The sequence below is a fragment of the Nostoc sp. genome, from assembly GCF_036917655.1.
Lineage (GTDB): Bacteria > Cyanobacteriota > Cyanobacteriia > Cyanobacteriales > Nostocaceae > Nostoc.
In genome coordinates, this window is the sequence record NZ_JBALCY010000023.1 from 1 (window position 1) to 12,992 (window position 12,992).

The 12,992-nt window shown below is 44.7% G+C and carries 5 protein-coding genes and 1 pseudogene; 4 read left to right on the forward strand and 2 right to left on the reverse strand.

Annotation, left to right across the window (positions count from 1 at the left end; genetic code table 11):
- Positions 1-118 precede the first annotated feature (118 nt).
- The 4 genes and pseudogenes from V7K30_RS10820 to V7K30_RS10835 all read left to right on the forward strand — a co-directional run bounded on the left by V7K30_RS10820 (position 119) and on the right by V7K30_RS10835 (position 11,602).
- Entirely contained in the window at positions 119-4,339 is a 4,221-nt protein-coding gene (locus tag V7K30_RS10820) for a two-partner secretion domain-containing protein (RefSeq protein ID WP_334999070.1), read from the forward strand.
- Positions 4,340-4,505: 166 nt separating this feature from the next.
- Positions 4,506-4,676 (forward strand): annotated as a pseudogene (locus V7K30_RS10825) (HlyD family secretion protein); the annotation flags it as partial.
- Positions 4,677-4,990: 314 nt separating this feature from the next.
- Entirely contained in the window at positions 4,991-8,905 is a 3,915-nt protein-coding gene (locus V7K30_RS10830; RefSeq protein ID WP_334999044.1) for a two-partner secretion domain-containing protein, read from the forward strand.
- A gap of 33 nt (positions 8,906-8,938) precedes the next feature.
- The gene (locus V7K30_RS10835; RefSeq protein ID WP_442941058.1) at positions 8,939-11,602 is read left to right on the forward strand and encodes a CHAT domain-containing protein; all 2,664 of its coding nucleotides are present in this window, start codon (positions 8,939-8,941) and stop codon (positions 11,600-11,602) included.
- 537 nt (positions 11,603-12,139) lie between these two features.
- On the opposite strand, the gene V7K30_RS10840 is transcribed toward V7K30_RS10835, so the two are convergent.
- On the reverse strand, positions 12,140-12,505 hold the full coding sequence (locus tag V7K30_RS10840; RefSeq protein WP_334999045.1) for an aspartyl protease: 366 nt from the start codon (positions 12,503-12,505) through the stop codon (positions 12,140-12,142).
- Entirely contained in the window at positions 12,502-12,819 is a 318-nt protein-coding gene (locus V7K30_RS10845) for a hypothetical protein (protein WP_334999046.1), read from the reverse strand. Before V7K30_RS10845 ends, V7K30_RS10840 begins: the two co-directional genes overlap by 4 nt.
- Positions 12,820-12,992 lie beyond the last annotated feature (173 nt).

The window sequence follows — 12,992 nt, forward strand, 5'->3', positions numbered from 1 at the left end:
ATCAAACCCTAATTGTTACGTTCAAAGAAAAGCTGCAAGGATTGGTTTCAAAGCCTTGTAAATACTTGCTTGCAAGTTTTAGGACTGGTCTAATATTAAAGGACTTCCGGCTGACCGGATTGATGGCGGAGCAACTCGCGGTGCAAACCTGTTCCATAGTTTCCAGGAATTCAATGTGGGAGAGTTGCAGCGTGTTTATTTTGCTAATCCCACGGGAATCTCCAATATTCTCACACGGGTGACGGGAAGTAATATCTCGAATATTCTCGGCACTTTGGGGGTGAATGGTAGCGCAAATTTGTTTTTTCTCAATCCCAATGGCATTTTATTTGGGAACAACGCACGCCTCGATGTGGCGGGTTCGTTTGTAGCGAGTACGGCGAACTCATTTGTGTTTGGCAATGGGCTGGAATTTAGTGCAACTAATCCTCAGACTCCTTCCCCATTACTAACAGTTAATCCTTCCGCTTTACTATTCAATCAAATTGCCGCCGCACCGATTCAAAACAATTCAGTCGCACCAGCCGGATTAGACCCATCAGGCTTCGATACATTTGGTCTACGTGTACCAGATGGTCAAAGTTTGCTGTTAGTTGGTGGCGATATCAGCATGGATGGCGGGAGGTTAAATGCCTTTGGTGGACGGGTGGAGTTAGGAGGATTAGCAGCAGGGGGAACAGTTGGACTAAATATGGATGCTAATAATCTGAGTCTGAGTTTTCCTGAGGGAGTAGAGCGAACAGACGTCTCTGTTACTAACGCAGCTAGATTAGATGTCGCTGCTGGGGATGGCGGCAACATTGCCATCTACGGGCGAAATCTAAATATTGCTGGAGGGAGCGAGTTCGTGGGAGGAATACGACCGTCTTTAGGATCTGTGGATAGTCAGGCAGGAGATATTACACTCAACTTAACGGGAGCAATCAAAGTTGACGCAAGTTCAATCTGGGACTCAGTATATAATGCAGATGGTAATAGTGGTACTATTCGGATTAATGCTGAGTCAGTTTTTCTTAGCAATGGTAGTTATCTAGAGAGCGGCACTTTTGGCAAGGGGAATGGGGGAACCATATTTGTGCAGGCATCAGGTCCTGTCTCTTTGGTAAATAGTCACATCGACAGCACTGTAGAAACAGGAGCAGTCGGAGCGGGTGGCGACATCAATATCACCGCCGGGTCGTTGTCTTTAACCAATGGTGCTCAACTGCTAACCTTCGTTCAGGGAACTTCTGATCCGCTCGCTGCTGGGCGTGGCGATGCTGGCAATGTGAATATTGATGTCCGTGATGCTGTCACTATTGATGGAGTGAATAACGGAGGTGTCAGTGGAGTTTACACCGATGTAGGCAACGGAGCGATAGGCAATGCGGGTGACATCAATATCACCGCCGGGTCGCTGTCTTTAACCAATGGCGCTCAACTGAATGCCAGCATATATGGACGGGGGAATGCCGGCAGCGTATTTGTGCAGGCGTCTGACTCGGTTTCACTCGCAAATAGCAACATCCTTAGCAGTGTAGGAAGTGAAGCGGAAGGCTTGGGTGGCGATATCAATATTAAAGCTAAGACACTTTCCTTAACTTATGGCGAACTAATTGCTAGCACCCTTGGACGGGGGAATGCAGGTAACACATTTGTGCAGGCGTCTGACTCGGTTTCTCTTATAAATAGCACTATTGCCAGCAGTGTACAAAATGAAGCGGTTGGCAATGGTGGTGATATTAATATTACTGCTGGGGCGCTTTCTCTAAGTGATGGCGCTGGCCTGTTTGCCAGCACATATGGACGGGGGAATGCCGGTAACGTATTTGTGCAAGCTTCGGGTAGAGTCTCTCTCGCAAACAATAGCTTTATCGGCAGCAATGTAGCAAAAGAAGTACTCAGCAGCAATGGTGGCGACATCAATATCACCGCTGGGTCACTCTCCTTAACTAATGGCGCTTTCCTGTCTGCCAATACCTCTGGGCAGGGGAATGGCGGCAGCATTTTTGTGCAAGCGTTGGACTCGGTTTCTCTCACGAATAGCGACATATCCAACGGTGTAGACAGTGGAGCAGTCGGCAATGGTGGTAACATCACTATAAAAGCTAAGACATTTTCCTTAACTAATGGCGCTATTCTATATACCGGCATCCTTGGAAAAGGGAATGCAGGCAGCGTATTTGTACAGGCATCGGGTAGAGTCTCGCTAAGTGGTAGCTTCATCTCTAGCAATGTTTCAGGAGTAGGAACGGGGGGCGACATCAATATTACCGCCGACTCGCTTTCCTTAACTGATGGAGCTGATCTAGTTACCGCCACTAGTGGACGGGGGAATGCAGGAAATGTGACGATTAAAGCTGATGGTGCAGTTTCCTTTGACGGTGCGAGGGTAATAGATGGCTTTCCTAGAGCTAGCGGGGCTTACAGCGGGGTGATAGCAGTAGCAACTCCAGGAAGTGTGGGCATTGGCAATGGTGGCGACATTAATATCACTACAGGTTCATTTTCTCTAACCAATGGCGCTGAATTGAGTACCTTCACTGGTGGACAAGGGAATGCAGGAAACGTAACTATTAAAGCTGATGGTGCAGTTTTATTGGACGGTGCGGGGGAAATAAGTGGTATCCCTGTACCAAGCAGCGTTTACAGCGGGGTGGGAGCGCTACCACCTGGCATGACTTTCGGATTTTTGGGATTGATACCAGATCAAGGAATCGTGGGCAATGGCAAGGGTGGTAATATCAATATTACTGCTGGTTCACTCTCCTTGACCAATGGTGCTCAACTGGAAACCAGTACTGGTGGACAGGGGAATGCTGGTAGCGTATTTGTGCAAACTAAAGATTCGGTTTCTCTGGCAGGTAGTGGCACTGATATCTTGAGTACTGTAAACCCTGGAGCAGTAGGCAAGGGTGGTGATATCGACATCTCATCCCGGTCTTTTTCTCTAACGGGTGGCGCTGAACTAGGAGCTAGCACTCAAGGACGGGGAAATGCAGGAAATATTCTGGTCAATGCAACAGATTCTGTTGAACTCTCCGGAGTTGCTTCGTTCCCAGTCCTTGAAGATGGTCGTGCAGGCGGATTCTCTAGTGGGTTGTTTACGAACACCAGCAAAGGAGCCAGTGGACAAGGTGGTGAACTGGGCGTCACTACTGGTATCTTACGTGTATCAGATGGGGCGGTTTTGAGCGCCCGCAGCCAAAGCGGCTCCAAGGGTGGTAATATCACCGTTAATGCTAATGTGCTTGAAGTAATAAATGGTGGGCAATTTCTGACCACTGCCTTAAACAGGGGCGATGCAGGTAACATCGCCGTCAAAGTTAAAGACCGCATCACTATTTCAGGTAGTGATTCTACCTTTAGCGATCGCTTTAACTCTGTTGCTAAAGTTTTTGGTGAGGAGCAAGCCAAAGCTATAATTGATCCTGTTCGTTCAGAAGCAGGGTTGTTTGCCAACACCGCGACTGGCTCTAGTGGAAATGGTGGCAGTATCTTCATTGACCCGATGCAGTTAGCGATCGCAGATGGTGCGGGTGTCGCCGTAGATAGCCAAGGAATCGGGAAGGCTGGCAGCTTACAGGTACAAGCAGGCTTTCTCACTCTCGACAATAAGGCTTTCCTCTCAGCAATAGCAAACAGCGGTCAAGGTGGGAATATTGCGCTAACAGTGCAGGATCTGCTAGTACTCCGTCGCAACAGTCAAATTTCCACCACTGCCGGGAATCGCGAATTCGGTGGCGATGGCGGTAACATCACCATCAATGCCCCCTTCATTGTCGCCGTCCCCAAAGAAAATAGCGATATCACCGCGAATGCTTTCACTGGTAAAGGTGGTAAAGTTGACATTACAACAAACGGTATTTTCGGTCTTGTCCCGCAAAAAAGCCTAACCGAAAACAGCGACATTACAGCGAGTTCGGAATTTGGAGTCAGTGGTACAGTAACCATTAACACTCCTGATGTAGACCCTAGTCGCGGCTTAATTCAACTACCCTCTAACCTCGTGGATGCATCCCAACAAATCACCCAAGGTTGCACTCCCAGAAGAGGACAAAACGCCAGTCATTTTATCGCTACAGGACGCGGTGGATTACCCCAAAGTCCTAATGAACCGTTGCGAGGACGAGCAGTGATTACTGGTTGGGTAGATTTGCCGCCACAAGCAACAGAAAGAGTAACGGATAAATTATCTGTGGAAATTGCAGATAAAAAACCTACTACATCTGTTACCAAATCTACTGATCAGATTGTGGAGGCTCAAGGATGGATTGTCGATGCTAAGGGTGATGTTATTCTTGTGGCTCAATCTGGGCAAAGTTCTTTTATTCCCTCTGCCATGTCCTGTAGTCAATAATTCGTTACCCCAAGAGTAGGGGGAGGAATTCCAATGAAATCCAAGAGTCATAAAAACAATTAGTGGCAACGGATATGTAACGGATGTAACAAATGGTTCATTCGTTCCTTTAAAATCCATAACTTGCCTATTTTCATTCTATTGGTTCTGGTGACAGCTTTTTGCGCCTGGTGCTTTTTATGAAGTGACTATTGAACCGGAAACTCTGGTTTTAGGTAAAGGGAAAAACCAGTGTCACATTCAATTGGGCATGGATGGTAGGGCTGATATTATTTCCCGTGAAGAAACGGTGCTGCAATTCTTTCTCCGTAAGGCGAGGTTGATGAGTGATTTGTAACTTTTTCTTTTGGGAAGCATTACCTAAACTTTAAGTTTTAAAAACTTCACTCTTATCTAGTTAAGATATCTGCTGAAATAAATTGTAGATAAATTTATCAATAGATTGATTAGACCTCTTGCATAAATAAATGCTTCAATTGTCATGTTGAGCGGAGCAAAATAGAGTAGTGAGATTCTTCTCTCCACTACGTTTTGTACCCTGCGGGAACGCTGCGCTAACAAAATGACATTTCTGATTTTTTGACTTTTGCAAGAGAAGAGGTCTATTGCATATTCACAGGTAGCAAATGAGCAGGTGAGGCTGGTTCTGATATGGCAATCTGTGGAGATAATAATTGGCGCTCAGGTTTATTAGGAGTTTTTAGCATTATTGGAGTGCTTACTCATATCATTTTTTGTTCTGAAAATTACGCCTTAGCCCAGATTATCCCTGATAGAACATTGGGCGATCGCTCTTCAAAAGTCACTTCCAATGTCAATATTAAAGGACTTCCGGCTGACCGGATTGATGGCGGAGCAACTCGCGGTGCAAACCTGTTCCATAGTTTCCAGGAATTCAATGTCGGGGAATTGCAGCGTGTTTATTTTGCCAATCCCACCGGAATTAAAAATATTCTCACACGGGTGACGGGAAGTAATATCTCGAATATTCTCGGCACTTTGGGGGTGGATGGTGGTGCAAATTTGTTTTTTCTCAATCCCAATGGCATCATTTTTGGACAGAATGCGCGTTTGGATGTGAGCGGTTCCTTTATAGCGACTACGGCGAATTCATTTGTCTTTGGCGATCGGTTAGAATTTAGTGCAACTAATCCTCAGAGTCCTTCTGCATTACTAACAGTTAATCCTTCGGCATTGTTTTTTAATCAACTTCAGGCTGGCAGAATTGAAAACAGGTCAATTGCACCAGCAGGAATAGATCCCGCAGGTTTTAATGCTTATGGTTTACGAGTGCCTGATGGTAAAAGTTTGCTGCTAGTGGGTGGTAATGTCAGCATGGATGGCGGCCAGTTAAATGCTTTTGGTGGGAGAGTTGAATTAGGAGGGTTAGCAGCACCTGGAAATGTCAATCTTCTTTTTAATGGCAATAATCTCAGCTTGAAATTTCCTCTTAATGTGACTCGTGCTTCGGTATCACTTAAGAATCAAGCAATTATATATGTCGTAGGTGCTGGTGGCGGTGATATTGCTATCAATGCCCGAAATTTGGAAATATTAGGCAGAAGTGGCCTTTATGCTGGTATCGGGGGGGGGTTGGGGACACCCGAGACTGTTGCAGGGGATATTATGCTAAATGCTAGCGGAGACATCAAAATTGCTGGTTCTGGTAGCGGGATTGGCAATTTTGTAGGAGAAGGAGCAAAAGGTAAAGGAGGCAACATTACTATAGATTCTGGTAACTTCTCATTACGAGACGGCGCTCAACTTTATGCCTCAACTTATGGACAGGGGAATGCGGGGAATGTGATAGTGGGTGCAAAAAATGCTGTTTCTTTTGCAAATGCTTACATCCTCAGCACCGTGGAAGCCGGAGGTGTGGGTAAGGGTGGCAATATCAACATCAATGCTACTTCCCTGTCGCTCACTGATGGCGCTCAACTGCTAACCATTACTCGTGGTGGATCTGATACCCAACCAGCAGAAAGAGTGGACGCAGGCAATGTCAATGTTCAGGTAACAGGTGCTGTTGATATTGCTGGGAAGAAAAATGGTTTTTCTAGTAAAATTGGCAGCAGTGTGGACACGGGAACAATTGGCAATGGGGGTAACATTACCATCGATTCTGGTGACTTCTCATTACGAGACGGCGCTCAACTTTCTGCCTCAACTTCAGGAGTGGGGAATGCAGGGAATGTGACAGTGGCTGCAAAAAATGCTGTTTCCCTTGCAGGTGAACAAACTGCCATCTTCAGTACAGTGGAAGCCGGAGGTGTGGGTAAGGGTGGCAATATCGATATCAATGCTACTTCCCTGTCACTCACTGATGGCGCTCAACTGCTAACCATTACTCGTGGTGGATCTGATACCCAACCAGCAGGAAGAAGGGATGCAGGCAATGTCAATGTTAAGGTAACAGGTGCGGTTGATATTGCTGGAGAGAAGAAAAACGGTTTGAAGAGTGGGATTTACAGTTCTGCGAACACGGGAAAAGTTGGCAATGGAGGTAACATTACCATCAATTCTGGTGACTTTTCATTACGAGATGGCGCTGTACTTGAAACATCAACTTTGGGACAGGGGAATGCGGGGAATGTGACAGTGGGTGCAAAAAATGCTGTTTCCCTTGCAAATGCTTTCATCCTCAGCACGTTAGAAGCCGGAGGTGTGGGTAAGGGTGGCAATATCGACATCAATGCTACTTCCCTGTCACTTACTGATGGCGCTCAACTCGTAACCATTACTCGTGGTGGATCTGATACCCAACCAGCAGAAAGAGCGGATGCAGGCAATGTTAATGTTCAGGTAACAGGTGCTGTTGATATTGCTGGGGAGAAGAAAAACGGTTTGAAGAGTGGGATTTACAGCTCTGTGAACACGGGAAAAGTTGGCAATGGGGGTAACATTACCATCAATTCTGGTGACTTCTCATTACGAGACGGCGCTCAACTTTCTACCTCAACTTATGGACAGGGGAATGCGGGGAATGTGACAGTGGGTGCAAAAAATGCTGTTTCCCTTGCAGATGATGCTTCCATCCTCAGCACCGTGGAAGCTGGAGGTGTGGGTAAGGGTGGCAATATCGACATCAATGCTACTTCCCTGTCACTCACTGATGGTCCTCAACTGCTAACTATTACTCGTGCTGCATCTGATACCCAACCAGCAGGAAGAGGGGATGCAGGCAATGTCAATGTTAAGGTAACAGGTGCTGTTGATATTGCTGGAGAGAAGAAAAACGGTTTTCCCAGTAGGATTAGCACTTACGTGGACACGGGAACAATTGGCAATGGGGGTAACATTACCATCGATTCTGGTGACTTCTCATTACGAGATGGCGCTCAACTTGTTGCCTCAACTTTTGGACAGGAAAATGCGGGGAATATTCGCATCAATGCAAAAAATGCGGTAACTGTTTCTGGAACTAGTCAAGAGAGCGGAGATTCTAGTGGTTTATTCACATTTACTGATTCTACTTCCACAGGTAAAGGTGGTGATATCACCCTAGACACCAATATCTTTCGCATCTCGGACAGCGCTTTACTGGATGCAGACTCCACAAATAATCAAAAGGGTGGCGATATTACAGTAAATGCAAATATTTTTGACGCCTTCAATGGTGGACAACTTACCACCACTACCTCAAGCAATGGACGTGCAGGTAAAATAACTGTCAATGCTACTGATGAAGTAATAATTAGTGGTAGTAACTTTAGTTATGATGACCGAGTTAATAACTTTCCTGATAACGTACTAAATATTGGTGCTAACAGTGGCTTTTTCGTCAGTTCCTCTGGTTCAGGAATCACAGGCGACATCGAAATCAACTCACCCAAAATTACCTTAGACAACCAAGGTAGACTCAACGCCGAATCTGCATCCGGTAACGGTGGCAATATCAACGTCAACAGCGACTTACTCTTACTCCGTCGCAACAGTCAAATTTCCACCAACGCAGGTACAGCCGAAAAAGGTGGCGATGGCGGGAACATCAATATCAACTCAAGATTTATCGTTGCAGTTCCCAAAGAAAATAGCGATATCAGCGCTAACGCCTTCACTGGATCTGGTGGTAGAGTTGACATTACAACAAAGGGTATTTTCGGTATTGTCCCGCAAAAAAGGCCAACCGAAAAGAGCGACATTACAGCGAGTTCGCAATTGGGAGTGAGTGGTACAATAACCATTAACACCCTTGATGTAGACCCTTCTCGCGGCTTAATTCAACTACCCTCTAACCTCGTGGATGCATCCCAACAAATTGCTCAAGGTTGCACTCCCAGAAGAGGACAAAACGCCAGTCGTTTTATCGCTACAGGACGCGGTGGATTACCCCAAAGTCCTAATGAACCGTTGCGAGGACGAGCAGTGATTACAGGTTGGGTAGATTTGCCCCCACAAGCAACACCCAGAGTCACGGATAAATTATCTACTGCAACTGTTACCAAATCTACTGATCAGATTGTGGAGGCTCAAGGATGGATTGTCGATGCTAACGGTCATATTATCCTTGTGGCTCAATCTGGGCAAAGTTCTTCTATTCCCTCTGCCATGTCCTGTAATCAATAATTCGTTACCCCAAGAGTATGGGGAGGAATTCCCATGAAACCCAATAATTGTAAAAACAATCAGTGGCAACGAATGTGTAACGGATGTAACAGATGGTTCATTCGTCTTTTTAAAATCCATGACTTGCCTGTTTTCATTCTCTTGGTTCTGGTGACAGCTTTTTTGTGCGTTATTGCTTTTCCTGTTGCTGCAACTATAAAGACACAACATATCGCAACTCTTGGAGTGTCAATCCAAAATCCGACTGCACAAACACAAGACTTGTTGCAACAGGGGAAAGTGCTATATGAGACAGGACAGTTTGCAGAAGCAATTAAAATTTTGCAACAAGCAGTTAAAAGTTATAACAGCCAAGGCAATGAATTGCGGCAAGCTGTGGCATTAAGTAATTTGGCATTGGCAGATCAAAAACTGGGTAATTTGACACAAGCGCAACAGGCAATTACAGATAGCTTGAAGTTGCTCGAAAAATCCTCTAATTCCCAAAATCTTCAGGTTCTGGCTCCAATTCTGGATATTCAAGGTAGCATTCAACTAGACTTGGGACAAGCTGAACAAGCACTTAATACCTGGCAACGTGCAGAAGTAACCTATAAGAAATTAGGTGATCAAAATGGCATTACCCGCGATCGCATCAACCAAGCACAAGCATGGCAAGTTTTGGGGTTTTATCGTCGGGGTTTGACAATCTTGACTCAATTGCAGCAGCAGTTACAATCAAAACCTAACTCAGTCACCAAAGCAGTAGAATTACGGTCTTTTGGTGATGCTCTGCAATTAGCCGGTGATTTGGATCAATCTCGTCAGATATTACAGCAAAGTTTGTCAATTGCCCAAAAATTGGATTCTCCCCAGGATGTGAGCGCTGCTTTGTTCAGTTTAGGCAACACAGCACAAGTAGAGCAAGATTTTAAAGGGGCAATAGAATTCTATCAGCAAGCTGCTGCGATCGCTCCTAACTCGATTACTAAAGTCCAGGCTGAAATAAATCAGTTGAGCTTGCTAGTGAACACGGAACAAACAGCAGCCGCGCAGACATTATTGCCGCAAATCCAAACTCAACTGGCAGAATTACCTCCTTCTGTGAGAACTATCTATGCCCGGATTAATCTAGCTCAAAGCTTGATGAAATTCAGGACTCCACCCCAAGCGATCGCTCAAATCTGCGCGATCGCTTTGCAACAAGCTCAAGATTTGGCAGATCAGCGAGCCGAAAGCTTTGCCCTTGGGACTCTGGGCAGTGTATACGAGCAAACTAAACAATGGCCAATTGCCCAGAACCTCACCCAACAGGCACTGATCATAGCCCAAACAATCAACGCCCCAGATATCGCTTATCGTTGGTATTGGCAGTTGGGACGCTTGTTAAAACAGCAGGGAGAGATTAAGGGCGCTATTGCCGCCTATGATACTGCGGTCAGTGAGTTGCAGACTCTCCGTAGTGACTTAGTTGTTGTGAATCGAGATGTCCAGTTTTCCTTTAAAGAAAGTGTAGAACCTGTATATCGAGAGTCGGTAGAATTACTGTTGCAGTCTCAGCAAAATCATCCAAGCGAAGCAATCCTAGACAAAGCGAGACAGAGGATTGAAGCACTGCAACTGGCGGAATTAGACGACTTTTTTCGGGAAGCTTGCATTAATGCCAAAACTGTTTTGCTTGACACAGTGGTAGACAAAGATAATCCCACAGCCGCAATCATTTATCCAATTATTCTGCCTTCTGAACTCCAAGTTATTGTCAAAATTCCTAATAAGCCACTGCGTAATTATACAGTAAACAAGTCCCATAACGAAGTAGAAGGTATTATAAAACAACTTAGAGAGTATCTTTTAGAACCTGATAGAACTGAGGAAGTGCAGGCGCTGTCACAGGAAGTCTATGGGTGGTTAATCAAAGAAATTGAGTCAGATTTAAAAGAAAGTGGAGTCAAAACCCTTGTATTTGTACTGGATGGAATCTTGCGAAACGTGCCAATGGCTATACTGTATGACGGTCAGCAATATCTGGTAGAAAAATATGCTGTAGCACTCAGCTTGGGACTCCAGTTACTCGCACCCAAACCCTTGACACAAACAAAACTCAACGTCCTAGCTGCCGGGTTAGTACAACCACCACCAGGCTTTCAACAGCAATTTCCACCGTTACCAGAAATTAAATCAGAATTTAACTCTATTTCCCAAGCGATCGCGTCTACTACGGAGTTACTAGATAGGGACTTCAACAGCAAAAACCTAGAGAGTAAGGTAAATGCTGTGCCATTTAATGTGTTACATCTGGCAACCCACGGTCAATTTAGCTCCCGTCCTGAGAATACTTTTATCCTTGCTGCTGATGGCCCAATCAACGTGATGCAATTTGATAGCCTGCTGCGGCGTCGGGATCAAACTCGTTCAGAAGCCTTGGAATTGCTGGTTTTGAGTGCTTGCCAAACTGCTGCTGGTGACAATCGCGCCACGCTAGGACTAGCAGGAACATCCGTAAAAGCTGGTGCCCGTAGTACCTTGGCTTCACTGTGGTATATCAGTGATAAATCTACTGCTATCTTAATTGGTGAATTTTATCGTGAGTTAGTTAAAACTAAGGTGACAAAGGCTGAAGCCTTGCGTCGTGCCCAAGTAAAGTTGTTAAAAGATTATCCCAATTACAGTCGTCCTGGTTACTGGGCACCTTATGTTTTAGTTGGTAACTGGCTTTGACCGACATAAATTAATTGATATTATTACGATTGCCATCTGTACAAAGTTTTAGCGATCGCTTAGTTATTTTCTAGATTCTTTCATCTAATACTACATCGGGATCTAAATTGCTTACTACACAGATAGAACCGTTACTTCTTAACGCCAATTATTTTATTTTTTTACGTTAGTAATAAATTATTAAATTCTGGAAACACTAATGATATCATGTCCGCTTGATTGCTTATTAAACCCGAAGAACCCCAAAGAGCCAAAGCTATGCTTTGTCTCCCCTAAGAGCCTGCGGGGAGGGGTTGGGGTTGGGGGTTCTGGGTAATTTGGCGGATATGATATGACTATTGAACTTGTATAGTTGATTGATTTTGGTTATCATCTCAAAAAGTTCGCAATTCTCATTCAAAACGTCAAAAAATCAAAGCGATCTCTGACGATAAACGGCTGCGCGTCTAACCAACAGAATTTTAAATCGTTGAGAGTGATGGGGTTACATAATGTAGAGAGAAAGCGATCCTCAAACTAACAATAAAGCGATCGCCTTTACCCCAATGTCAACACTCCTGCTGCAAAATCTGCCACTAGTCGTTTTGTCTGTAGCCAACGCACACCTAAAAGAATATCTTGCAGTTCATCTCCACCCAACGCTGAAATCATGAACTCTTCTTCATCTAAAAGTATAGCTCCCTGATACAGGTTAAACTGTGCTTCTCCCTGCGCCGTCCGCATATCTTCTCTCTGACTTTCCCGTAACCATCCCAGGCTCAAAGCATCTTGGTTATCAATTGCTAGAGTGCCAGTAAATCCTGTATCTAGTAGTGCCTGTACTGAGATAATATCACCATCAACAGCTATCAAACCAATTTCAAAAATTAACTCGCCTTTACTGTTAAAATCTCCGACAATCATATTTTGCCGCAGGCTCCAGTCTCATTGATTCGCATCATGAGACGCAAAGTATTACCAAATTTATCACGAGCCTTTTGTCTAGCAATATCCTCATTTTGATCTATAAAATAGTCTCCACTATCAGGCTCAATGACTATGAACCAGTCGTAGTGTTCTTTGATTAACTCTGGTTGAACTCTGTCAAATACTACTCGACAACGCTGATAAAATACCTCATCTTCAGCCTTGCGTCGTGCTTTTTCTTCAGGTGATAGTTGACGTTCTGGAAATACTCTTCCTCGACGCGGTGTGTGATTAGAAGATAGTTGTGTCATTTTGCTTACTATTTTGATTAAATAATAGCCTCTGACTTTTTATATGTTGATTATATCTGAAGCGATCGCCAGAAATAAGTTATCAATACTCTAAATATCAAGCTATTTTCTTGAAACCTCATGCTTAGAATTCAAAACGTCAAAAAATAAAAGCTATCGCTCCCTTCAATTAG

Coding starts and splice junctions, on each gene's coding strand:
- V7K30_RS10840 (WP_334999045.1), bottom strand. CDS start 12,505: ATGATTGTCGGAGATTTTAACAGTAAAGGCGAGTTAATTTTTGAAATT.
- V7K30_RS10845 (WP_334999046.1), bottom strand. CDS start 12,819: ATGACACAACTATCTTCTAATCACACACCGCGTCGAGGAAGAGTATTT.
- V7K30_RS10830 (WP_334999044.1), top strand. CDS start 4,991: ATGGCAATCTGTGGAGATAATAATTGGCGCTCAGGTTTATTAGGAGTT.
- V7K30_RS10835 (WP_442941058.1), top strand. CDS start 8,939: ATGAAACCCAATAATTGTAAAAACAATCAGTGGCAACGAATGTGTAAC.